Source organism: Devosia sp. Z11_6 (genome assembly GCF_058133665.1).
In genome coordinates this window covers 373499-395663 of the sequence record NZ_JBYUNQ010000004.1, presented here as the reverse complement: position 1 = coordinate 395663, position 22165 = coordinate 373499, and the positions used below count along the sequence as shown (strand labels likewise).

The window sequence follows — 22165 nt, the reverse complement described above, 5'->3', positions numbered from 1 at the left end:
ATTGGTTACACGGACCACGCCTTCGCAAGAAGGCCACCGAATGTCTTCCGCGATAGCTCAGTTGGTAGAGCAAGCGGCTGTTAACCGCTGGGTCGTAGGTTCGAGTCCTACTCGCGGAGCCATTCGTTTTTCAAGGGTCGAGCTTAGCTCCCCACCTACCCAGCACCGCATTGAACCAGTTCGGCGACCACGACATTGTGGCCGATGACGCTGGCTTGCACAGAAAGGCTCCCCGATGAGCGACGGCATGGACCTCGATGGCGAAAGCCAGATCACTTTGACCCGCACCATCGATGCCGAACTGGCCGATGTGTTTGCCGCCTGGACCGATCCGGCACTGATCGAGCAGTGGCAGGCCGACTATGCGGAGTTCGACGCCTTTGAGGGCGGGGAATATCGGTTCGTCACCTATGGCGATGACGAAGACCCCGAAGAGCATGTGGTCAGCGGGGAAGTGCTGCAGTTCGTCGAAAATCAGCGGCTGGTGCTGTCCTGGGTGCACAAGGACGAGGAAGACGAAGAGAACGAGCTGCTGTTCGTGCTCGATATCGTGTTCGAGGCCGCGGGCGAAGGGCGCACGCGGATTACCCTCACCGAGCGGGGCCTGCCCCATGCCGATCCGCAAACGCGCATCTTTTCCATGGAAGCCTGGAGCGCGGCCATGGAGCAGTTGGCCGAAGTGATCGGCTGACGCGGGAACAGGGTTCTAGCGGGGAGCGGCTTGCCAGCATGAGGGCCCACCCGAGCCGGTGCGTGGAGAACAGCTTCCCCCAGTGCACCCTTCTGCCTTGTGACACGTTGGGTGCACACCTACACTAAGCTCTCCCCAACCCGAACGCACACGATCCATGGCCAAGCACAAAGACCTGATTTCCGCTATCGGCAACACGCCGCTGATCCGCCTCAACCGTGTTTCCGAGCTGACGGGCTGCGAAATCTGGGGCAAGGCCGAGTTTTTGAACCCCGGCCAGTCAGTCAAGGACCGGGCAGCGCTGTTCATCATCCATGACGCGGTCAAGAGCGGGGCGCTCAAGCCCGGCGGCACGATCGTGGAAGGCACGGCAGGCAATACCGGCATCGGGCTGACGCTGGTCGCCAATTCGCTCGGCTTCAAATCGGTGATCGTGATCCCCGAAACCCAGAGCCAGGAAAAAAAGGACGCCTTGCGCCTGTTTGGCGCCGAGCTGATCGAGGTTCCGGCCAAGCCCTATCGCCACCCCAATAATTACATCAAGGTTTCTGGGCGGCTGGCCGAAAAGCTGGCGCGGGAGTTGCCGGGCGGCGCGATCTGGGCGAACCAGTTCGACAATGTTTCGAACCGCCGCGCGCATGTGGAAACCACGGGTCCCGAAATCTGGCAGCAGACCAATGGCCGGATCGATGGTTTTATTTGCGCGGTAGGCTCGGGCGGCACGCTCGCCGGTGTAGCCGAAGCCCTGCGGGCGCGCAGTTCGGATGTGCGCATCGGGCTGGCCGATCCCGAAGGGGCGGCGCTTTATAGCTATTACACGACGGGCCAGCTGACGTCCTCGGGCGATTCGATCACCGAAGGCATCGGCCAGGGCCGCATAACGGCCAATCTGGAAGGTTTGACGGTCGACAATCCCTACCAAATCCCGGACGCAGAGGCCCTGCCCTATGTGTTCGACCTGCTCGAGCATGAAGGCATCTGCCTTGGCGGCTCGAGCGCGATCAATATCGCGGGCGCGGTGCGCATGGCGCGTGACCTCGGGCCCGGAAAGACGATCGTCACCATACTTTGCGATTACGGCAACCGCTATCAGAGCAAGCTCTATAATCCCGAGTTCCTGCGAGCAAAGGGACTGCCGGTCCCCCGCTGGCTCGAGGAGCGCCCAAGCATCGACATTTCCTCGGTGCTGGAAGCAGACCCGGCCTGAGCCACTCAACCATTGTGCCCGGGCCGGCGCCTGCTAGATTGACGCCGCAACAGGTTCGGGCACAGCATTGTTTAGTTTAATAGATATTCTCGACATGGTGGCGGCCGATCTGCACCTGATCGCCATCGCGTCCGCACTCATCTACCTCTTGGCGCTGGTTTGCGCTGTGCGCGAAATCATGAATTCCCGCACCTCGCAGGGCTCCATCGCCTGGCTGCTGTCGCTGCTGCTGCTGCCCTTCCCCACCGCGTTTCTCTACCTGATCTTTGGCTGGAAGTTTTTTGACGACTACGCCACCGACCGCATTCGCAACGGGCGTTCGGCGCGGCCGTTGCGGGCCAAGGATTTGTCGCTGATCGACCGGGAAACCAGTGAGCGCTGGCCGGTGCAGAGCAAGGTTTCCGAGGTGCCTTTTCTCAACGGCAATGAGGTGGAACTGCTGATCGATGGGCAGGCCACCTTCGACTCGATCTTTGCCGGGATAGCGCGGGCCAAGTCTTATCTCCTCGTGCAGTTCTATATCGTGCGCGACGACGCGCTGGGGCAGGAATTGGCAGAGCGGCTGATCGAGCGCGCCAAGGCGGGCGTCAAGATCCGACTGCTCTATGACGATGTGGGCAGCACCGGGATGCCCCGGAAGTATCGCAAGCGCCTGCGCGAAGCGGGTATCAGCGTTGCCGGCTTTAACCAGCGGCACAAATTCCTGCGCATGTATGGGCCGAGCCGCATCAACTATCGCAACCACCGCAAGATCGTGGTGGTGGATGGCGAGGAAGCCTGGGTGGGCGGGCACAATGTGGGGGTGGAGTATATCGGCCTCGACAAGCGGTTCGGCCATTGGCGCGATACCCATGTGAAGGTCTCGGGCCCTGCCGCGCTTGGCTGCGCGCTGCTGTTCCGCGAAGATTGGGAATGGGCGACGGGGGAAGTGCTGCCCTCGACGCCCCCCGAAGTGGTCAAGACACCAGGCGATGAATCGGTGCTGGTGATGGGGAGCGGGCCGGCCGACAAGCTCGAGGAATGCGCCATCGCCTTTACCGATATCATCGGGCGGGCGCGCGAGCGGCTGTGGATCGTCAGCCCCTATTTCGTGCCCGACACCGATATCCGCACGGCGCTGTTTGCCGCCCGCCTGCGGGGCGTGGATGTGCGGATCATGCTGCCCAATGTCCCCGACCACAAGATGGTATGGCTCGCCAGCATTGCCCATGCCGATGCGATGGTGGAGCATGGCGTGTCCATTTACCGCTATGTGAACGGCTTCTTGCACCAGAAGGTGGTGCTGATGGATGACCAGATCGCATCGGTGGGCAGTGTCAATTTCGACAACCGGTCGTTTGCGATCAATTTCGAGATCACCTTGTGGTTCGCCGATCCCAAATCGATCCAGGCGGTGGAATCCATGCTGATCCAGGATTTCGAGGGCTGCCGGCAGGTGGACATGGAAGAAGTGACCACCCGGAGCCTGCCCATGCGCTTCCTGACGCAGGCGGCGCGCCTGCTTTCCCCCCTGCTTTGAGTGCCGAGATGACCCAGTTCCTGTTTCGCGACGATAGCTATCTTCGCTCCACCGCTGCCACCGTGACGGCGATCACGCCCGAAGGCGGGATCGTGCTCGACCGGACGGTGTTTTATGCCACCTCGGGCGGGCAGCCGGGCGATAGCGGCACGCTGCAGCGGGCGGAAGGCTCGGCAATCAGTATTGCGACGGCCGTTCACCCCGATGGCGACAAGACGCAGATCGTGCATGTGCCCGAGGCTGGGGCGGCGCTGCCGGAGGTGGGGGAAGAAGCTGTGCTCGAGCTCGACTGGGAGCGGCGCTACCGGCTGATGCGCATGCATAGCGCGCTGCATCTGCTGTCGGTTGCCCTGCCCTTCCCCGTGACTGGCGGCTCGATCGGGGCGGATAAGGGGCGGCTGGATTTCCAGATGCCAGAAGTGCCCGGGGACATGGCGGCAGTGGAAGCGGCGCTCAACGCCATGGTGGAAGCGGCGCACCCCATCAGCCAGGAATGGATCAGCGACGCGGAGATGGAAGCCAATCCCGAGCTGATCAAGACCATGAATGTCAAGCCGCCGATGGGCCAGGGGCGGGTGCGGCTGATCCGGATCGGCTCGATCGACCTGCAGCCTTGTGGGGGCACGCATGTGGCCAATACGAGCGAGATCGGGCCGCTGCGGATCGGCAAGATCGAGAATAAAGGCAAGCAGAACAGGCGCGTAAACCTGCTTCTTGCCGACTAGATTCCGCTACAAGACGGGGGGCGCATATAGGAGCCCACCATTGCTCCAGAGCGCGTTTTGACCGCGCAGCAGTGCCGCGCCGGTCTGTGGGCCAAAATGACGGTCATAAAGTTCGGCATAATTGCCAATGGCGCGGACAACATCGCTCATGAAGGTGCGCCGGAGGCCCAGCGGCGTGCCGAAATCACCATCCACCCCTAGCAGGCGCCGCACGGCGGGAGTGCGGGCATTGGCGAGGGAATTGGTGTTAAGGGCGGTGATGCCCACCTCCTCGGCGTTGATCAGGGCAAAGATGGTCCATTTAACGATGTTGAACCATTGATCGTCACCGGCGCGGACGGCCGGGCCCAACAGCTCCTTGGAAATGCGCTCGGGCAGGATGCGATGATTGGCCGGCTCGGGCAGATCGCGGCGCATTGCCTGCAGCTGGCGGCCTGATGCCGAGACGGCCTGGCAAAGCCCGGCGCGATAAGCGACCGCCAGATCGGCCACGTCCTCATAGGGCACTTCGTTATAGCTGGCCTGGTTGAGGAAGAAGAATTCCTGCACCCGCTCGAGCTCTTCGCCGCCATCGATCACGCAGATGCTGATCTCGTCGAGTTCAAAGGCGGAAACCACGCCCAGCGACTGCGGGACCATGAAGGCTTGCCCGTCGAAAAAGGCGGTGGCAACAAAGCTCGCGCCAAAGAGCGTATCGCGCCGCTGCGTCCAAGAGCCGTTGCGGGTGAGCACATCGACCTGCCCGGTCTGGAGGGGGGCAAAGCGGCTTTCGCCGCGCAGGGCACGAAACTCGATGAGGTTGGGGTCGCCGAACACCGCGGCAGCAATGCCGCGGCACAAATCGACGTCAAAACCAGACCAGCGCCCTTCGGCATCCTGCTGGGCAAAGCCGGGCAAGGGACTGGTGGCGCCGCAGATCAGAAAGCCGCGGTCGCGCACGGTTTGCAGCGTTTGCGCCTGCGCCGCGCCAGTGCTGGCGAGCGCCAACGCGCAAAGACCTGCCAGCGCTATGGCAATCCGCAGCAACAGCTTGGAAAAACGGCTCAATACGATGTCTTGCTCCATTGCGCGCCCATATTGGACCGGGCCGCCAGTGGGTCAATCCATCAGTGGCTGATCTTCACCAAAGAGCGTGCGGCATTAATGCAGGATCTGGCTCAAAAAGAGACGGGTCCGCTCATGCTGTGGCGCCGAGAAGAAGGCTTCGGGCTCGTTTTGCTCGATGATCTGGCCCTGGTCCATGAAGATGACCCGGTTAGCGACCTGCCGGGCGAACCCCATTTCGTGGGTGACGCAGATCATGGTCATGCCTTCTTCGGCGAGCGAGATCATCACATCCAGTACTTCCTTGACCATTTCAGGGTCTAGCGCGGAGGTCGGCTCGTCAAAGAGCATGATCCGCGGCTGCATGCAGAGCGAGCGGGCAATGGCGACACGCTGTTGCTGGCCGCCGGACAGCTGGCCGGGGAATTTGTTGGCCTGTTCGGGGATCTTGACGCGCTCGAGATAATGCATGGCCGTGGCTTCCGCCTCAGCCTTGGGGATGCCCCGCACCCAGATGGGTGCGAGGGTCAGGTTCTGCAGAATGGTCAGGTGCGGAAAGAGGTTGAAGTGCTGGAACACCATGCCGACTTCCCGGCGCACCTCATCGATGCGCTTGAGATCGGCCGTCAGTTCGGTGCCGTTGACGATGATCCGCCCTTCCTGGTGCTCTTCGAGGCGGTTGATGCAGCGGATCAGGGTGGATTTGCCCGAGCCCGAGGGCCCCGCAATAACGATGCGCTCGCCCTGCATGACACGGAGGTTGATGTCGCGCAGAACATGGAAATCGGCATACCATTTGTGCATGCCGATCACGTCAATGGCCACGTCCGTCTTGGACACCTGCATGCCCTCGGTGCGGATATCACGTTCCACCGTGGTTTCGGAAACTTGGCTCATAACTTACCTCTTGTGCCCGGTATCCAGCCGACGCTCCATCCAGAGCGAATAGCGGGACATGGCGAAACAGAAAATCCAGAACATGAAGGCGGCAAAGATGTAGCCGGTCACGGCCTGGGTTGGAGATGCCCAATCGATGTCGGCGCTGGCGGCCTGAACGGTGCCGAGCAGATCGAAGATGCCGACGATGGAGACCAGCGACGTATCCTTGAACAGGGCAATGAAGTTGTTCACCAGGCCCGGAATGACGTGCTTGAGCGCCTGGGGCAGGATGATGAAGTACATCCGCTTCCAGTAGCCCAGCCCCAAGGCCGCCGCCGCCTCGTACTGCCCGCGCGGTAGCGCCTGAAGGCCGCCACGCACCGTTTCGGCCACATAGGCCGAGGTGAAGAGCGTGACGCCCACCAAGGCGCGCAGCAGCTTGTCCACCGTCGTGCCGGCCGGCATGAACAGCGGCAGCATGATCGATGCCATGAAGAGCACCGAGATCAGCGGCACGGCGCGCCAGAGCTCGATGAACATGACGCAGAGCGTCTTGATGATGGGCAGCTTGGATTGCCGCCCGAGGGCAAGCAGGATGCCGATCGGGAAGGAGCAGATGATGCCCACCAGCGAAATGATGAGCGTGACCATGAGGCCACCCCAATCACCGGTCGGCACGGTGCGCAGGCCGAAAACGCCGCCATGCAGCAGGTAGAAGCTCACCACCGGGAACACCAGGAAGAACAGCAGGGCCGTGGTGCGCTTGAAGGGTGCCGCGGGCGTCAGCAGCGAAACGATGAGCACCGCCAGCAGGGCAAAGACGAGGTTGGGCCGCCAGTACTGGTCGATGGGGTAGAAGCCGTAGATGAAGAAGTTGAAGCGGGCATAAATATAGGCCCAGCAAGCGCCTGCCCCTTCGGCGCGGCATTCAAGAACGGTGCCCGTTGGCCCCACGGCGTGGCCGATGATGAAGTTGTAGATCGGCGGGACGGCCCAGAGGAGGAACAGCATCCCGATAATGGTGTAGAGCGCGTCGGTCGGGGTGGCGAAGAGGTTCCGCTGCAGCCAAAGGATCGGGCCGCCGGTGCGGCCGGGAGCCGGTTTGGAGGCGATGAAGTCCTTGCGGACAAAGCCGAGATCTGTGGTCATGGTTCTAGCGCTCCACCAGGGCCACGCGGCCATTGTACCAGTTCATGAAAGCCGAGGTGAGCAGCGAGATGGTGAGATAGACCGCCATGGTCAGGGCAACCACCTCGATGGCCTTGCCGGTCTGGTTGAGCGTAGTGCCCATGAAGACGTTCACCAGTTCGGGGTAGCCGATAGCCGCGCCAAGCGAGGAGTTCTTGGTGAGGTTGAGATATTGGCTGGTCAGCGGCGGCACGATAACGCGCATGGCCTGGGGGATGATGACGAGGCGCAGCCGATCACCTTCCTTGAGGCCGAGCGACTGGGCCGCCTCGGTCTGGCCCTTGCTGACGGCGCGAATGCCGCCACGGACGTTCTCGGCGATAAAGGCGGCCGTATAGATGGCCAGCCCGAAAACCAGGGCGACAAGTTCGGGCGGCAGCTGGACGCCGCCGCGGAAGTTGAAGCGCTGCAGCTCGGGCACTTCAAAGGCCAACTCGGCACCGATGAGATAGTAGAGCAGCAGGGGAATGCCGGCGACCACCAGGATGGGCAGTGCCGTGGGAAACTTGCTATCGTCGGCGGGCGTGTCGCTGATGCGGACCAGGGTGAGCCAGCCGACGGTCAGCCCGAGAAGCGCCGCACCGACATAAATGACCACGGCAGGCAGCCACGCGAACATGCCCTGCAGCAGGAAGACCAGGACGATCCAGCTGAGGGCGAAGGCGACGAAGGCGCCGGCATAGGGACCTAGCGCTGTGAAGGTCAGGCCCGCCAACACGGCTCCGCCGAGCGCGGCAACGGCCGGCTGGCCGAGGGCGGGCAGCAGCGTGCCGATCAGGGCGAAGGCAAGGTAGCCCAGGGCAAACATGACGATCGCATTGGCAATGCGGGCAGCCAGCACAATGGCGGCAGGATAGTGCCCTGTAAGCGTGCGCTGGCGCGTGGCCCAGACACCGATAGCAATGGCGGCGAGGAGGCAAAGGGCGAAGGCCACTGCAACCCAGATGAACTCGTGGTCCGGCAAGGGTTTTGGCACCATGATGCCGCGCTGATTGACATAGACTCCCAGGGGCAGGAGGAAGCTGTCGCGCACCGCCGGCATGGCCTTCAGCACCGCGAAATACCAGAAAAAAAGCTGCAGCAGCAGGGGGATGTTGCGGATGGTCTCGATATAGACCGTAGCCACACGGGCGATCAGCCAGTTGGAAGATAGGCGCGCGATCCCGAGGGCAAAGCCGATGATCGTGGCAAAGAAGATGCCGATCACGGCGACCAGCAGCGTATTGAGCAGGCCGGCGAGAAAGGCCTCCCAATAGAGCGACGTGCGGCTCCAGGGGATCAGCGTGAAGCTGATATCGAAACCAGCGGTGCGGAACAGGAAATCGAAACCGGTGGTTTTGTTCTGGGCGGCGAGGTTCTGGGCGGTGTTGAGAATGATCCAGCCGAAAAAGGCGATCACCGCCGCCGCGACGAGAACTTGGTAGATAATGCCCCGGATTACCGGGTCATTCACCAAGGAGCTGCGCGGCGCTCTGGTGCCGAGGGTTTCTTGCATGGCCATGTGGCATGCGGTCCTTTCATGATGAACCCGGGTTGCAAAAGGATATGGCAGCACAAGGCAGTCGGCCCTGCATGGCAGAAAAACCAAATCTTCCCGCAACCCAATAGTCGGTTCGAATCAAAACCGGCGCTTTCGTGGGAAAGCGCCGGCTGGTTACTTCAAGGCTTAGCGGATCGGCGGGGCGTACTGCAGACCGCCATCGGTCCACAGCGCATTGAGGCCACGCTCCAGCCCGATAGCGGTGTCGGGACCGACATTGCGGTTGAAGGCTTCGCCATAGTTACCCACGAGCTTGATGATCTGGTAGGCCCAGTCCTTGGTCAGGCCGATTGGGGTGCCGAAATCGCCTTCAACGCCGAGCAGGCGCTTGATGGCAGGATTGTCCGAACCCAGCATTTCGTCGACATTGGCGGAGGTTACGCCCAGTTCTTCAGCTTCAAGCAGGGCGAAATAGGCCCAGCGGTTGATGTTGAACCATAGATCGTCGCCTTGGCGCACCACGGGGCCAAGCGGCTCCTTGGAGATGATCTCGGGCAGGATGATGTGCTCGTCAGGATTGGCGAACTTGGAGCGCTCGGCAGCAAGCGCCGAAGCGTCGGTGGTGTAGACGTCGCAACGGCCATCTTCATAGGCCTTCACCACTTCGTCCTGATCCACAAAGACGACGGTGTTGAATTCGAGATTGTTGGCCGCGAAGTAGTCGGCGGCGTTGAGTTCGGTCGTGGTGCCCGATTCGATGCAGATGGCAGCGCCCGAAAGGTCCGTGGCCGCAGCGATGCCATCGGCCTCGCGCACCATGAAGCCCTGGCCGTCATAATAAATCGTGCCGATGAACTTGATGCCCAGATCGGTATCGCGGCTCATGGTCCAGGTGGTGGTACGCGACAGAATATCGATTTCGCCGGCAGACAGAGCTGCAAAGCGCTCCTGGGAGGTCAGGGGCGTGTAGCGGACGGCTTCGGCGTCGTTGAAGATGGCGGCAGCCACGGCGCGGCAGAAGTCGACCTCGAGGCCGGCCCACTTGTTGTTGGCGTCCGGTGCCGAGAAGCCGGCAACACCGCCGGTAACGCCGCATTGAACATAGCCCTTGGCTTTAACGTCGCCGAGCGTATCGGCGTAGGCGGCAGTTGCTGTGAGGCCAAAAGCGGCAGTCACAGCGAACTTGACGAGCGTCTTGTGCATTCGGTTGCCTTTTGTTTCCTGACTAGTGTCCCACAGCTCGTTCGGCGCAGGCGCCCGGCTCTGGTTGCACCGCCGCTTGGTTGGGCGGCTTTGATGCTGATATGCATCGAACCGACTAAAGCCATTTGCGTCAAGAGCCCAAGCTAGCTCTCCCGCGATGATTTGGCGTATATTTAGTCAGAACAGCGATTTGACGTGGAAGTGAGCATAGATGCATCGCCAAAATTCATCCGACGAGACGCCGAAACTGTCCGTCGAAACCTTGCTCACCCATGCTGGCCGCTCGCCCGAGGATCAGTTCGGGTTTGTGAATACCCCGGTTTATCGCGGTTCAACCGTACTGTTCAACAGCCTGGCAGATCTAGAAGCCCAGGAGCAGCGCTTCTTGTATGGTCGCGCGGGAAATCCCACCACCGCCAGCGTTGAAGCGGTCGTCACGGCGCTGGAAGGCGCGCATCGCACGCTCCTGCTCCCATCTGGCCTTGCAGCCATCACCGTCGCGCTCCTGGCCTGCGTCAAGGCGGGTGATGATGTGCTGATCTCGGACAGCGCTTATGACCCGGTGCGCAAGTTTGCCGATGGCTTTCTCGCGCGAATGGGGGTGACGGCGCGCTATTATGATCCGCGGATCGGCGCGGGATTGGCCGCCATGATGCAGCCTAACACCAAGGCGGTGCTGGCGGAAAGCCCGGGCTCGCTGACCTTTGAAGTGCAAGACCTGCCCGCACTGGCGAAGGTTGCCCATGATGGGGGAGCGCGGCTGCTGGTGGACAATAGTTGGGCGAGCCCGCTCTATCACCAGCCGCTAGCGCTGGGCGCTGATATCGTCATGCATGCCGGCACCAAGATGTTTGTGGGCCATTCCGATGCGTTTGCCGGCACGATTTCCACCACAGAAGCCGTTTGGGCCGATGTGTTGAAGACACGCACACTGCTGGGCTTTTTCACCTCCGGGGACGAAGCCTTCCTTGTGGCACGGGGTTTGCGCACGCTGGCGATTCGAATGGCGGAGCACCAGGAGCGGGCCCTAGAGATGGCGCGCTGGCTCGAGGAGCAGCCTGAGGTGGCGGCGGTATTGCATCCGGGCCTGCCCAGCCACCCCGACCATGCGCTGTTCCAGCGCGATTTTACCGGCTCGGGGAGCCTGTTCAGCATTGTGCTGGCCCCTGCCCCGCGCGCGGCCCTCGCCGCGTTCGTTGATGGGTTGTCGCTGTTTTCGATGGGCTATTCCTGGGGCGGGTATGAAAGCCTTTGCCTGCCGATCAAGCCGGCTGGGAGCCGCACGGCGGTGCCGTGGACGCAGGAGGGCAATATGTTGCGGCTCCATATCGGGTTCGAGTCGATCGATGATCTGAAGGCGGATCTCGCGCGGGCACTGGAGCGCTATAGCGCCGCGCGGTGAACCAAATCGCGTGATACACGATTAGTGTGAAATGAGGGGCACGGGTGCCTTGCCCTTTGCGCCGGAACAGGCTAACCACTGCCCGGCGATCTCGGAGTGTAGCTCAGCCTGGTAGAGCACCGGTTTTGGGAACCGGGGGTCCAAAGTTCGAATCTTTGTACTCCGACCATCGCACCGCATAGTCTTGAGGTTGTTCCATGACCGCTCGCATTTACCGTCCTGCCCGTAGCGCGACGCAATCGGGCAAGGGCAAGTCCAAGCAGTGGGTCCTGGTGCATGAGCAGGCAACTCCCCGCTCGATCGAAGGGCTGATGGGCTATACCAGCTCGGCCGATACGCGCCAGCAGATCCGCCTCTCGTTCGAGACGCTGGAAGCAGCCGAAGCTTATGCGCAAAAGAATGGCATCGCTTATTCGGTGCAGCCGGCCCATGAGCCCACCGTCAAGCGCGTGAGCTATCCCGACAATTTCCGCCACGACCGCAAGGCACCCTGGACGCACTAGGCGTTCCATTGCCGACGGGGTGTTGGCTGCCCCTGCCGGTGATGGCGGGGGTTTTTGCACGCCCGTCTGGTTTGGTTTTTTGATGCGCGGCCTAGGCGGGTAGTTGTTGGGAAGCTTTCCCGAGGCATCTCGGGATGGGCCCTGGCTCAAGGCCGGGGTGACAGGTGTGGGTGGGGTTAGCGCGGTGCGCCACCCCGGCTGGTAGGCCTAGCGGGGCGTACGGCCCTGGCTCAGGCGTCGCGTGCCAGCTCCAGGCCTTCTCATACTTCGCTGAGCCTGGTCCACTTGCCGTCATTGCGGCTTGATTGCACCGAAGCGGTGATGAACTGCATGCCTTCGACGCCATCGGCGAGGCTCGGGAGCAGGCCTTCGTAAGCTTCCCCGTTGCCGCGGATCACTTCGGCGAACTGGCTGTAGAGCGTGGCGAAGGCTTCCAGATACCCCTCGGGGTGGCCGGAAGGGATGCGCACATTCATGGTGGAAGCAGCGACCTGGGAGATGGCGCCGCCGCGGGTCAGCAGCTGGCGCGGCTTACCGAACTCGGAAAACCACATGTAGTTGGGGTTGTCCTGCCGCCATTCGAGGCCGCCCTTGTCGCCATAGACGCGCAGTTGCAGGCCGTTTTCATTGCCGACGGCGACCTGGCTAGCCCAGAGCATGCCGCGGGCGCCGCCGGCGAAACGCAGCATGATATGGACGTTATCGTCGAGCTTGCGGCCGGGAACGAAGGAGGTCAGGTCGGCCGACACGGCTTCGGTTTCTAGGCCGGTGACGAAGCGCAGGAGATTATAGGCGTGGGTGCCGATATCCCCAATCGCGCCGCCAGCGCCCGAGCGCTCAGGGTCGGTGCGCCATTCGGCGCCCGGTGCGGTGCCGGATTGCTCGACGGGTTCGGTCAGCCAATCCTGCGGATATTCGGCCTGGATCACGCGGATGGTGCCCAAGGCGCCGGATTCCACCAGTTCGCGGGCCTGCCGGATCAGCGGATAGCCAGTGTAGTTGTGCGTCAGCAGGAACTTGGCTGATTTGGCCGGCTTGATTTCGGCGAGCTTGCGCGCATCCTCGAGGGTCGAGGTGATGGGCTTGTCGCAGATGACGTTGATGCCGGCCTCGAGAAAGGCCTTGGCGGGGGCGAAATGGAGATGGTTGGGGGTGACGATCGAGACCGCTTCGATGCCGTCGGGACGAGCCGCTTCGGCGCGGGCCATGTCCTCAAAGCTGGTGTAAATGCGGTCGGGTGCGAGCCCCAAATTGCGCCCGGATTCCTGGGCGACATCGGGGCGCGACGAGAGCGCGCCGGCCACCAGCTCGTAGTCACCGTCGATGCGCGAGGCGACGCGGTGCACATAACCGATAAAGGCTCCCTTGCCGCCGCCAACCATGCCCAGGCGAATGCGCCTTGCGCCGTTTTCAGCCATGAAATGCCTCCCCTTGTTCTTTGATTGCTGTGTTCGGGGGCGATACCCCCCACCCGGACTCCCCCACAAGGGGGGAGGTGAAGGGCCTCAATGAGCCCATGTAAGGTCTTGGACTTTACTCGAGCCCGAGCATGCGCCGATTGGCGGCCTGGTCGGTGCCAGCGGCGGCGAAATCGTCAAAGGCGCGCTCGGTGACGTGGATGATGTGGTGCTTGATGAACTCGGCGCCTTCGCGCGCCCCGTCCTCGGGGTGCTTGAGGGCGCATTCCCATTCGAGCACCGCCCAGCCGGCGAAGTCATATTGCGCCATCTTGGAGAAGATCGAGGCGAAATCGACCTGCCCGTCGCCAAGCGAGCGGAAGCGCCCTGCCCGGTTGATCCAGCTCTGGTAGCCGCCGTAAACGCCCTGGCGGCCGGTCGGGTTGAACTCGGCATCCTTGACGTGGAACATGCGGATGCGCTCGTGGTAGATATCGAGGTATTCGAGATAATCGAGCTGCTGCAGCACGAAGTGGCTGGGATCGTAGAGCAGATTGGCGCGGGGGTGGTTGTTCACCCGCTCGAGGAACATCTCGTAGGTCACGCCGTCATGCAGATCCTCGCCCGGGTGGATCTCGTAGCAGACATCGACACCCGCTTCGTCGAAGGCGTTGAGGATGGGCGTCCAGCGACGCGCGAGCTCGTCAAAGGCTTCCTCGACAAGACCTGCGGGGCGCTGGGGGAAGGGATACAGGAACGGCCAGGCGAGCGCGCCCGAGAAGGTCGCGTGTTCGGTCAGGCCCAGGTTCTGCGATGCCTTGGCGGCCCAAAGCATCTGCTGCACGGCCCATTCCTGGCGCGCCTTGGGATTGTTGTGCACGGAAGACGGGGCAAAGCCATCGAGCATTGTGTCGTAGACCGGATGGGCGGCGACGAGGTGACCCTGGAGGTGGGTCGAAAGCTCGGTGATCTCGACGCCGTTTTCGCGGGCGATGCCGGCGATTTCATCGGCAAAGGTCTTGGAGGTTGCGGCCTTCTCGAGGTCGATCATGGCGCCAACGCCGGTCGGGACCTGAACGCCCTTGTAGCCCAGCCCCGCCGCCCAGGCGCAGATGCTGCCGAACTCATTAAAGGGGGCGGTGTCGCCGGCGAACTGGGCCAGGAAAATGGCTGGGCCCTTAATGGTGCGCATGAAGTTTCTCCTCGATTATTCCCTTCCCAAGCCGGGCGAGTCATGCCGCCGGCTCGGGCTCCCCAGATGCAATCGGCGGCACGCGGCCGCCGATCCTCGTTGGTGTTACGCTATCGCCCGCGGCGACAGTGTCAAGCCGACGCCTTGAGCAGCGCCTGGGCCTGTTCGGGCTTGAGCGCTTCTGGGCGCTCGCAAGTGGTAGCGAGGGTCAGCACCTGCCCGCTTTCGCCGGCCTTGAGCAGCGAAGTCATGACGTCGACGGCATGGAGGGCGACATCCAGGCCACAACGCGCGCGGTAGCCGCCCTCGATGGAGGCCATCATGTCAGCAAGGCCGGCTGTCCGGTAATTGGCGCGCGGATTGGGCTTATCCTGATCCTGGTTGACCTTGCCGAAGGGATGATCCCAGGGCGTGACCGTGGTCTTGGTGCCTTCGATGTCGGTGGTGACGAGTTCGCCGCCAAAGAAGTTTGGATCGGGCACATAGATGGTGCCTTCAGTGCCGTAGAGCTCAATATTGTGGTGGCCGTGGCTGGCCACGTCCCAGCTGGCGCCCATGGTGACGATGGCGCCGTTGTGGAACTCGAGCACGCCATGAACCGTGGTCGGGGTGCCGACCTTGATCTTGGTGCCCTGGTAGGGACCGGGTGCCGTCACTTCACGCTCGGTGCGCGCCATGTTGGTGAAGGCGGAGACGCGCTTGACCGGGCCGATCAGGTGGATGAGGTCGGTCACGTAATAGGGGCCGACATCAAGCACCGGGCCGGCGCCAACCTGGAAGAAGAAATCTGGATTGGGATGCCAGTGCTCCATGCCGCGGCTCATCACATGGGTGGTGCCGCTCATGATGCGCCCGAGGGCACCGGAATCAATGATGTCGCGCGCCTGCTGATGGGCCCCGCCCAGGAAGGTGTCGGGCGCGCTGCCAACCAGGAGATTACGCTCGTCCGCGGCCTTTTTGAGCGCGAGGCCTTCTTCGAGCGAGAGCACGAAAGGCTTTTCGGAATAGGCGTGCTTGCCGGCCGAAACGATGTCCATGGACACCGAATAATGGGTCGAAGGGATGGTCAGATTGACGATCACGTCGAGTTCGCTGTTCTTGAGCAGCTCGTCGGGCGTCTGGGCGGCGACACCGAACTCCTCGGCGCGCTTGCGGGCGGCTTCGGGGATGATGTCGGCGACCGCGCGCACTTCGAGCCCCTTGAACAGGGGCGCGAGACGCAGATAGGCGCTCGAAATATTGCCGGCACCCATGATGCCGACGCCAAAGGTCTTGGCCATAGCGGTTACTTCCAGTTCTTGGCGGTGGCGATGGAGCGGCGGGCAAAGCGCTCGGCATCGGAGGGCTTGTCGTGTTCAGCGACGAAATACTGCGCCTTGGTGCGGCTGGTGACCTCGTTGATCAACTGGTCCCAGTTGAGGACGCCAAAGCCGACATCAGCCCAGCCGTCTTCGTCAGTGGCTTCGCCGGCGGGGGCAATGTCCTTGACGTGGACGGCGGTGATGCGGTCGCCATAGCGGTCGAACCACTGCACAGGATCGGCCTTGCCGCGGGCAATCCAGGCCACGTCGGCTTCCCACTCGAGCGCAGGGGCGGTTTCGAGAATGATTTCCATCGGGGTGCGGCCGCTGGTGGTGGGCGCGAATTCGAAATCGTGGTTGTGCCAGCCAAAGCCATAGCCTGCACGGGTGAAGGTTTCCCCCAGACCCGCAAGGGTTTCCGCCAGCTCGACCCACTTGCTTTCGTCTGCGCTGCGCCCCTCGGGGCCGATATGGGGGCAGTAGAGGCGCTTCACACCGAGGATTTCCGCGGTCTTGAGCGTCGTATCGGTGTCCTGCAGCTGGGCGAGACCGAAGTGGCCGGTGGGCATGGACAGGCCGTTGCGCTTGAACTTTTCCGCCAGGGCGGGCGCATCGGCGTAAAGACCGCCATAGCCTTCCACCTGCGTGTAGCCGAGAGCCGCCAGCTTGGCGAGGAAGTCATCGAGATCGGGGTAGTTGCGGGCGCTATAAAGCTGGAATGACAACTCGGTCATTGGGGCCTCTTGTTCGAAAAATCTGGCGTGAATAGGCGGCCCCGCCGGACGGCGGAGCCGAAGCGGTTGTCAGAGCCGGTTGGTGCTCTGGGTGTCGAAGATGGAGCCACGAGCGGGATCAAAGCCAACCAGCAGCTTCTGGCCGACATGAAGCTGCACATCGCTATCGGCGCGGAAGGTGACGGGGTGGCTGGCAATCCGCGTCCAGGCGAGCGTGTCCGAGCCCATGGGCTCGACAATCTCGATCTCGACTTCGGTGGAGAAGGGCATGCCGGCCGCGGCATCGCCAAGCACGATGTGCTCGGGCCGCACGCCGAGCACGGTCTTGGTGGCGCCCTGGGGAGCGGTGGCGAAATCATAGGTGCCCATGGAAACATGGGTGCCATCTTCGGCCACGAAGTGAGGCTGAGCGCCGCCGTTGAGGGTGCCGTTTATGAAGTTCATCGAGGGCGAACCGATGAAGCCGGCGACGTAAAGGTTCACAGGCTTGTTGTAGATGGTGTGCGGATCGGCCAGCTGCTGGATTTCACCGCTGCGCATGATGGCGATGCGGTCGGCCAGCGTTAGCGCCTCGATCTGGTCGTGGGTGACATAGATCATGGTGTTCTTTAGCCGCTGATGCAGCCGCTTGATCTCGACGCGCAAGTCGCTGCGCAGCTTGGCATCGAGATTGGAAAGGGGCTCGTCGAAGAGGAAGACGTCGACGTCGCGAACCAGCGCCCGGCCAATTGCGACGCGCTGGCGCTGGCCGCCCGACAAATTGGCCGGCTTCCGTTGCAGGAGCGGCTCGATCTGGAGGATCTCGGCGGCGCGGGCGACGCGGCGCTGGATCTCGTCCTTGGGCATGCCGGTGACGCGCAAGCCAAAGGACAGGTTCTTTTCCACGCTCATCTGCGGATAAAGCGCATAGGATTGGAACACCATGCCGATGCCGCGGTCCTTGGGTTCGGACCAGGTGACGTTCTTGCCGCCGATGAAGATCTGGCCACCCGAAACATCGAGCAAACCGGCAATGCAGTTGAGCAAGGTGGACTTGCCGCAGCCGGAGGGGCCGAGCAGGACGATGAATTCGCCCTGCCCGACTTCGAGATCGAGGCTTTTGAGCACCTGCACGGCGCCGAAGTTAAGCGACAGGTCCTTGATGGAAACGCTGCTCTGCATTGCTTTATCCCTTCACCGCGCCAGCGGCGATGCCGCGCACGAACCATTTGCCCGAGACGAAATAAACGATCAGCGGTACCGCTGCCGTCAGGATCGTCGCGGCCATGTTGACATTGTATTCGCGCACACCCTGAGCCGAATTGACGATGTTGTTGAGCTGCACGGTCATTGGATTGTTCTGCGTGCCGGCAAAGACCACGCCGAACAGGAAGTCGTTCCAGATACCGGTGACCTGGAGGATGATCGCCACGGCAAAAATGGGCAGCGACATCGGCACCATGATCTGGAAGAAGATGCGCCAGAACCCGGCCCCATCCACGCGGGCTGCCTTGAACAATTCCTGGGGCAGCGAAGCGAAGTAGTTGCGGAACAGGAGCACGAGGATGGGCATGCCGAAGACGGTATGCACCAGGATCACGGCCCAGAGCGTGCCGAAGATCTTGAGCTCGCGGGTGATCATCACCATCGGGTAGAGCATCACCTGATAGGGGATGAACGAACCCAACAACAGGCAGGTGAAGAAGAACTCGGAACCCTTGAAGCGCCAGTTGACGAGCGCATAACCACTAACGGCGGCCACGAAGACCGAAACGACGGTGGAGGGCAGCGTGATCTTGACCGAGTTCCAGAAGCCGGGCGCCAGACCGTTACAGGTGAGGCCGGTGCAGGCGCTGGTCCAGGCCTTGACCCAGGGCTCGAAGGTGACTTCGAGCGGCGGGGCGAAGATGTTGCCGAGACGGATCTCGGGCAGGCCCTTCACCGAGGTCATGATCATCACGTAGAGCGGCAGCAGGTAATAGAGGGCCGCAACGATGATGATGCCGTAGATGATGATGCGGGTTGGGGTGAAAAACGGACGGGGGCGAGGACCAAAGGGCTCGGCGGTAGCGGCAATAGTGGCCATGGTGTTCTCCTAGCGCGCCTTCTTGGGTCCGAATTCGATGACGATCCAGGGGATCAGGATCACGAACACGGCCGCAAGCATCACTGTCGAGGCCGCCAGGGCCTGGCCCAGATTGCCAGCGTTGAACATGTAGTTGATGACGTATTTGGCGGGCACTTCGGAAGACAGGCCTGGGCCGCCATTGGTGAGTGCCACAACGAGGTCATAGGTGCGCACAAGGCCCGAGCCCACGATCACCAGCGTGGTGACGATGACGCCGCGCATCATGGGCAGCACGATCTGGAGGTAAGTGCGCCAGGTGGGAATGCCATCGACGCGCGCGGCCTTCCAGATTTCCTCGTCCACCCCGCGCAGCCCGGCAAGCATCAGCACCATGACAAAGCCCGTGCCATGCCAGGTACCCGCGATCATAAGTGCATACAGCACCATGTCGGTATTGGTGATCCAGTCGAAGGTGAAATTGGTCCAGCCGAGGCCCCGCATTGTGGATTGCAACCCGAGCGTGGGGTTCATGATCCACTGCCATACAAGGCCGGTGACGATGCCCGAGAGGGCAAAGGGATACAAAAAGATGGTGCGGAAGCCGCTTTCAAAGCGGATCTTCTGGTCCATCAACACGGCGAGCAGGAAGCCCACAACCATGGTGAAGACCAGCGAGAAGATGCCATAGGTCAACAGATTGGTGGCCGAGATGCGCCAGCGCCGGGCGGCAAAGAGCCGCTCATATTGTTCCCAGCCGATAAAGGCGCCATTGGGCAGCGCGCGTGAATCGGTGAACGAAAACCAGACGCTCCAGAGCGTGCAGCCGATAAACACCACCAGCACGATCACCACCATGGGTGTCGCCGCAATCTTGGCGCTGATATTGCGCACAAACAAATTGTGCAGGAATCCTGGTGGCTTGTCGGCCGCCACCGGCCGACCCAGAGCACCAGCGTGCCGGATGTCGGTCATAGCGCTTCCCCTTTAGCGAAAACTTGGGCGAAGCGGCCAATGAGCCGCCCGCCGCGCCGGTGGGGACCGCTACAGGCGGCCCCCGTTCGGCAGGACCAGCTTAGTTGGCGGACTCGATGATCGAAGCGTATTCTTCGATGTAGTCGTCAACCGAGAAGCTCTTGTCGGCGAAGAATTCCTGGTTGAGGTCGTCCAGCTGCTGCTGGGTGTCGCTCGAGTTCAGGGTTTCGCCGGAAGGCAGCAGGCCTTCGGGGCTCTGGAGGATCGCGATGGCCTTCTGCATGCAGGGATTGGCCGTCGACAGGTCGATATCGGTGCGGATGGGCATGGAGCCCTTCTTGAGGTTGAACGCCACCTGGGCTTCCTTGCTGACCAGCAGCTTGGCGAGCTCCACCTGAGCATCCAAGACGTCCTGCGAGGTGCCTTCTGGCAACTGCGGGAAGTAGAAGGCGTCGCCGCCACCCTCGATGCGCTGGGTCAGACCCAGGCCGGGCAGGCATTCGTAGTCTTCGCCGGGAACGGCGCCGGCGACCTGCAGGTCACCCTGGATCCAGTCGCCATGGATGTTGGCGGCAGCTTCGCCGGCAATCAGCTGATTAGCGACGTCGCCGAACTGGGGCACGACTTCAGCGGGATCCACGGCATCGCGAATGGTGGCCCAGGCTTCGGCAACCTTGCGGAACTCGGGGCTACGAACGGCTTCGGCGTCGTGTTCGCCCCAGACCTTTTCGTAAAGTTCAGGACCACCAACGTCGGCCAGCAACACGCCGGGGATGCCGTTCAGCGGCCAGCCAGCAGCAAGGCCGAAGGGGATGACGCCAGCTTCACGCAGCTGGGGAATGGCCGCGGCATATTCATTCCAGTCCTTGGGAACGGGAATGCCAGCCGTTTCGAAAGCCTTGGTGCTGAGCCACAGCCAGTGCCACGAGTGGATATTGACGGGCACGCAGTAGATCTTGCCCTCATAGGTGCAGGCGTCAAAGAGACCTGGATCGGCGTAGAATTCCTTCCAGCCCTCTTCCTCGGCAATGGGAGTGAGGTCGCGGATCAGGCCGGCCTGGATTAGGCCTTCGGCATCGCGGCCGGTATTCATCTGGGTGGCGCCCATCGGGTTGCCGCCGAGGATGCGGCTGATGATGACGGGGTTGGCACCGGTGCCCGAACCGGCGAGGGCGCTATCGACCCATTGATTGCCAGTCGCATCGAACAAGCGGGCAAATTCGGCAACGGCGGCGGATTCACCGCCCGAAGTCCACCAATGGGTGACTTCCAGCTCTGCAGCCATTGCGGCAGTCGAGCTCATCAAGGCAGCCGCCATCGCGGCAGCCACGGTAAACTTTGTCATAGATGCATCCTCCCAAGGATCCTGGAGCGAACCGCTCCGCAAATCTGCCAGCCGCAAGGTTATCTTCTTGTGAGATATCCCGAGCTGGCCGCGTTTAAATCGATTTCATTGGCGTTCGTGAGACCTATGCAATCGATTGCATTAGTTTCATACACGTACCTCATTGCTGTCAAGGTGCATTTGAACTTGCATGGCAAACCCTCGGAAAACCGGGTTCTTGCGAGCAGGAGCTTAGGAGCATCGCCTGCCGGGATCGAAAATTGCGCGTGGTGACTGCTGTCGCGACGCCCCGTACAAAGATGGATGCGCCAGAGACCAAGAGGCGGGTTTTTTTCTGGCCGAAATCGGGTAAAGGAGGGCTTGGCCGAGGTCCCGTAGCTCAGCTGGATAGAGCAGCAGCCTTCTAAGCTGTTGGTCGCAGGTTCGAGTCCTGCCGGGATCGCCAAAACCTCGATTTGTCAATGGTTTCAGTGCCTGCCCCCCCGCACCTGGATCAAGAACCGCCCATTGAAAGCGTTTAGGTATTAACTGCGGCCCCCGCACCTTTCCGCGACTCGGACAGAGAAAACCCCGACCTTTCGGCCGGGGCTCATTTTCCGATGTCGCTGGGGCGATATCGCTTATGAGCCTTGAGCTTGCTGTTGCAGCGCCATCCGGATCAGTTCGAGCACCGGAGTGCCGGAGGCACCATAGTCAGCCTCGTAACGGATGATCAACCGTATGCCCCGGTCATCTTCCTCCGGATCCTGGAAGCGGATGACGCGTAGGCTGTTCACCACGTCGTCGATCGCGTTGGCGCACCACTCCTCCCCTACCCGCACAATCAGGTCAGCACCGGGATGATAGTCGCCCTGCTTTGAGTTGAAAGAGCGCGGCTGGTTCTGGAGCCACCCGCGGCGTCGTTGAGGTGGCGGATGCCGCCGAAAGCGAGTTCATAGTCGAGGATCGACCAGTCCGCCATGTTGAGGGTGGGGAGGTTCATGAGGCCTCCTCAGCGTCTGGCACCATGATCGCCGCGTAGTCCACGGCATCTGAGACCACATCAGCGATGGAGATGACTGCCGCCAAATCGACGGCGAATATCGGCCACTCCGCAACAAGTTAGCGCCCTGAAAAAAGGGGCAGTGGCCCTGTAGGCTTGGGATGAGGAGCGGGAGGCGGCTCAGAAGCTAGCCGAGAGAAAACAGGAACTGAGGGCCAAGGCGCGCCGGGAGGCTGCTGTTGAAGATGCGCGTTGGCGCTTATTAACCACGCTCGCTGCCCAGAAGGAAGAAGCGGAGAAGGTTGCCTCGTTTGTCCGATGGGCTGCAGAGAACACACCTTATGACGGTCAAAC

At 61.9% G+C, this 22165-nt stretch carries 20 protein-coding genes and 3 tRNA genes; 9 read left to right on the top strand and 14 right to left on the bottom strand.

The window, feature by feature from the left end; genetic code table 11:
- The first annotated feature begins 46 nt into the window (after nucleotides 1-46).
- The 5 genes from AC3YMN_RS14170 (at nucleotide 47) to AC3YMN_RS14150 (ending at nucleotide 4142) form a co-directional block, all read left to right on the top strand.
- Nucleotides 47-122 (top strand) — tRNA-Asn (locus AC3YMN_RS14170).
- Nucleotides 123-235: 113 nt separating this feature from the next.
- The gene (locus AC3YMN_RS14165) at nucleotides 236-691 is read left to right on the top strand and encodes an SRPBCC family protein (RefSeq protein ID WP_489890480.1); all 456 of its coding nucleotides are present in this window, start codon (nucleotides 236-238) and stop codon (nucleotides 689-691) included.
- Between the two features lie 157 nt (nucleotides 692-848).
- Nucleotides 849-1898, top strand: coding sequence for a cysteine synthase A (locus tag AC3YMN_RS14160; RefSeq protein WP_489890479.1), 1050 nt, complete (start codon nucleotides 849-851; stop codon nucleotides 1896-1898).
- Between the two features lie 67 nt (nucleotides 1899-1965).
- A complete protein-coding gene (gene cls / locus AC3YMN_RS14155; RefSeq protein ID WP_248305255.1) occupies nucleotides 1966-3417 on the top strand; it encodes a cardiolipin synthase in 1452 nt (483 codons plus the stop codon).
- A gap of 8 nt (nucleotides 3418-3425) precedes the next feature.
- Complete coding sequence (locus AC3YMN_RS14150; protein ID WP_489890478.1) at nucleotides 3426-4142, top strand: alanyl-tRNA editing protein; 717 nt, start codon at nucleotides 3426-3428, stop codon at nucleotides 4140-4142.
- A gap of 6 nt (nucleotides 4143-4148) precedes the next feature.
- Here the strand turns inward: AC3YMN_RS14150 and AC3YMN_RS14145 are convergent, their stop codons facing one another.
- The 5 genes from AC3YMN_RS14145 to AC3YMN_RS14125 all read right to left on the bottom strand — a co-directional run bounded on the left by AC3YMN_RS14145 (nucleotide 4149) and on the right by AC3YMN_RS14125 (nucleotide 9936).
- A complete protein-coding gene (locus AC3YMN_RS14145; protein ID WP_489890477.1) occupies nucleotides 4149-5189 on the bottom strand; it encodes an amino acid ABC transporter substrate-binding protein in 1041 nt (346 codons plus the stop codon).
- 93 nt (nucleotides 5190-5282) lie between these two features.
- Entirely contained in the window at nucleotides 5283-6083 is an 801-nt protein-coding gene (locus tag AC3YMN_RS14140; protein ID WP_127752584.1) for an amino acid ABC transporter ATP-binding protein, read from the bottom strand.
- A 3-nt stretch (nucleotides 6084-6086) separates the two neighbouring features.
- A complete protein-coding gene (locus tag AC3YMN_RS14135; RefSeq protein WP_489890476.1) occupies nucleotides 6087-7214 on the bottom strand; it encodes an amino acid ABC transporter permease in 1128 nt (375 codons plus the stop codon).
- Between the two features lie 4 nt (nucleotides 7215-7218).
- Nucleotides 7219-8754 carry an amino acid ABC transporter permease gene (locus tag AC3YMN_RS14130; protein ID WP_489890475.1) on the bottom strand — a complete coding sequence of 512 codons (1536 nt, stop codon included), beginning with the start codon at nucleotides 8752-8754 and terminating at the stop codon, nucleotides 7219-7221.
- A gap of 165 nt (nucleotides 8755-8919) precedes the next feature.
- The gene (locus tag AC3YMN_RS14125; RefSeq protein ID WP_127752581.1) at nucleotides 8920-9936 is read right to left on the bottom strand and encodes an amino acid ABC transporter substrate-binding protein; all 1017 of its coding nucleotides are present in this window, start codon (nucleotides 9934-9936) and stop codon (nucleotides 8920-8922) included.
- Nucleotides 9937-10147: 211 nt separating this feature from the next.
- Between AC3YMN_RS14125 and metC the strand changes: the two genes are divergently transcribed.
- The 3 genes from metC to AC3YMN_RS14110 all read left to right on the top strand — a co-directional run bounded on the left by metC (nucleotide 10148) and on the right by AC3YMN_RS14110 (nucleotide 11841).
- Nucleotides 10148-11338 (top strand): cystathionine beta-lyase, encoded by a 1191-nt coding sequence (metC, locus tag AC3YMN_RS14120; RefSeq protein WP_489890474.1) that lies wholly within the window; start codon nucleotides 10148-10150, stop codon nucleotides 11336-11338.
- 92 nt (nucleotides 11339-11430) lie between these two features.
- A tRNA-Pro gene (locus AC3YMN_RS14115) sits at nucleotides 11431-11507 on the top strand.
- Between the two features lie 28 nt (nucleotides 11508-11535).
- A complete protein-coding gene (locus tag AC3YMN_RS14110; RefSeq protein ID WP_173087540.1) occupies nucleotides 11536-11841 on the top strand; it encodes an ETC complex I subunit in 306 nt (101 codons plus the stop codon).
- 260 nt (nucleotides 11842-12101) lie between these two features.
- Here AC3YMN_RS14110 and AC3YMN_RS14105 read toward each other — a convergent pair whose 3' ends face one another.
- From AC3YMN_RS14105 to AC3YMN_RS14070, 8 genes are all read right to left on the bottom strand, one after another.
- Entirely contained in the window at nucleotides 12102-13259 is a 1158-nt protein-coding gene (locus tag AC3YMN_RS14105; protein ID WP_489890473.1) for a Gfo/Idh/MocA family protein, read from the bottom strand.
- 115 nt (nucleotides 13260-13374) lie between these two features.
- A complete protein-coding gene (locus AC3YMN_RS14100) occupies nucleotides 13375-14430 on the bottom strand; it encodes a sugar phosphate isomerase/epimerase family protein (protein WP_489890472.1) in 1056 nt (351 codons plus the stop codon).
- Between the two features lie 131 nt (nucleotides 14431-14561).
- Nucleotides 14562-15710 (bottom strand): Gfo/Idh/MocA family protein, encoded by a 1149-nt coding sequence (locus AC3YMN_RS14095; protein WP_173087538.1) that lies wholly within the window; start codon nucleotides 15708-15710, stop codon nucleotides 14562-14564.
- A 5-nt stretch (nucleotides 15711-15715) separates the two neighbouring features.
- Nucleotides 15716-16465, bottom strand: coding sequence for a sugar phosphate isomerase/epimerase family protein (locus tag AC3YMN_RS14090; protein ID WP_489890471.1), 750 nt, complete (start codon nucleotides 16463-16465; stop codon nucleotides 15716-15718).
- Nucleotides 16466-16534: 69 nt separating this feature from the next.
- Nucleotides 16535-17626 (bottom strand): ABC transporter ATP-binding protein, encoded by a 1092-nt coding sequence (locus AC3YMN_RS14085; RefSeq protein WP_489890470.1) that lies wholly within the window; start codon nucleotides 17624-17626, stop codon nucleotides 16535-16537.
- Between the two features lie 4 nt (nucleotides 17627-17630).
- Nucleotides 17631-18530, bottom strand: a complete 900-nt coding sequence (locus AC3YMN_RS14080) for a carbohydrate ABC transporter permease (protein WP_489890469.1) — start codon at nucleotides 18528-18530, stop codon at nucleotides 17631-17633.
- 9 nt (nucleotides 18531-18539) lie between these two features.
- Nucleotides 18540-19484, bottom strand: coding sequence for a carbohydrate ABC transporter permease (locus AC3YMN_RS14075; protein WP_489890468.1), 945 nt, complete (start codon nucleotides 19482-19484; stop codon nucleotides 18540-18542).
- A 100-nt stretch (nucleotides 19485-19584) separates the two neighbouring features.
- A complete protein-coding gene (locus tag AC3YMN_RS14070; RefSeq protein ID WP_489890467.1) occupies nucleotides 19585-20829 on the bottom strand; it encodes an ABC transporter substrate-binding protein in 1245 nt (414 codons plus the stop codon).
- Nucleotides 20830-21197: 368 nt separating this feature from the next.
- On the opposite strand from AC3YMN_RS14070, the gene AC3YMN_RS14065 reads away from it, so the two are divergent.
- Nucleotides 21198-21274 (top strand) — tRNA-Arg (locus AC3YMN_RS14065).
- Nucleotides 21275-21652: 378 nt separating this feature from the next.
- On the opposite strand, the gene AC3YMN_RS14060 is transcribed toward AC3YMN_RS14065, so the two are convergent.
- Nucleotides 21653-21811: a hypothetical protein gene (locus tag AC3YMN_RS14060; RefSeq protein ID WP_489890466.1), complete on the bottom strand. Its 159-nt coding sequence runs from the start codon at nucleotides 21809-21811 to the stop codon at nucleotides 21653-21655.
- Nucleotides 21812-22165: the final 354 nt, after the last annotated feature.

Coding starts and splice junctions, on each gene's coding strand:
- AC3YMN_RS14110 (WP_173087540.1), top strand. CDS start 11,536: ATGACCGCTCGCATTTACCGTCCTGCCCGTAGCGCGACGCAATCGGGC.
- AC3YMN_RS14085 (WP_489890470.1), bottom strand. CDS start 17,626: ATGCAGAGCAGCGTTTCCATCAAGGACCTGTCGCTTAACTTCGGCGCC.
- AC3YMN_RS14160 (WP_489890479.1), top strand. CDS start 849: ATGGCCAAGCACAAAGACCTGATTTCCGCTATCGGCAACACGCCGCTG.
- AC3YMN_RS14070 (WP_489890467.1), bottom strand. CDS start 20,829: ATGACAAAGTTTACCGTGGCTGCCGCGATGGCGGCTGCCTTGATGAGC.
- AC3YMN_RS14105 (WP_489890473.1), bottom strand. CDS start 13,259: ATGGCTGAAAACGGCGCAAGGCGCATTCGCCTGGGCATGGTTGGCGGC.
- AC3YMN_RS14165 (WP_489890480.1), top strand. CDS start 236: ATGAGCGACGGCATGGACCTCGATGGCGAAAGCCAGATCACTTTGACC.
- AC3YMN_RS14130 (WP_489890475.1), bottom strand. CDS start 8,754: ATGGCCATGCAAGAAACCCTCGGCACCAGAGCGCCGCGCAGCTCCTTG.
- AC3YMN_RS14135 (WP_489890476.1), bottom strand. CDS start 7,214: ATGACCACAGATCTCGGCTTTGTCCGCAAGGACTTCATCGCCTCCAAA.
- AC3YMN_RS14080 (WP_489890469.1), bottom strand. CDS start 18,530: ATGGCCACTATTGCCGCTACCGCCGAGCCCTTTGGTCCTCGCCCCCGT.
- AC3YMN_RS14150 (WP_489890478.1), top strand. CDS start 3,426: ATGACCCAGTTCCTGTTTCGCGACGATAGCTATCTTCGCTCCACCGCT.
- metC (WP_489890474.1), top strand. CDS start 10,148: ATGCATCGCCAAAATTCATCCGACGAGACGCCGAAACTGTCCGTCGAA.
- AC3YMN_RS14095 (WP_173087538.1), bottom strand. CDS start 15,710: ATGGCCAAGACCTTTGGCGTCGGCATCATGGGTGCCGGCAATATTTCG.
- AC3YMN_RS14125 (WP_127752581.1), bottom strand. CDS start 9,936: ATGCACAAGACGCTCGTCAAGTTCGCTGTGACTGCCGCTTTTGGCCTC.
- AC3YMN_RS14090 (WP_489890471.1), bottom strand. CDS start 16,465: ATGACCGAGTTGTCATTCCAGCTTTATAGCGCCCGCAACTACCCCGAT.
- AC3YMN_RS14075 (WP_489890468.1), bottom strand. CDS start 19,484: ATGACCGACATCCGGCACGCTGGTGCTCTGGGTCGGCCGGTGGCGGCC.
- AC3YMN_RS14140 (WP_127752584.1), bottom strand. CDS start 6,083: ATGAGCCAAGTTTCCGAAACCACGGTGGAACGTGATATCCGCACCGAG.
- AC3YMN_RS14060 (WP_489890466.1), bottom strand. CDS start 21,811: ATGAACCTCCCCACCCTCAACATGGCGGACTGGTCGATCCTCGACTAT.
- AC3YMN_RS14100 (WP_489890472.1), bottom strand. CDS start 14,430: ATGCGCACCATTAAGGGCCCAGCCATTTTCCTGGCCCAGTTCGCCGGC.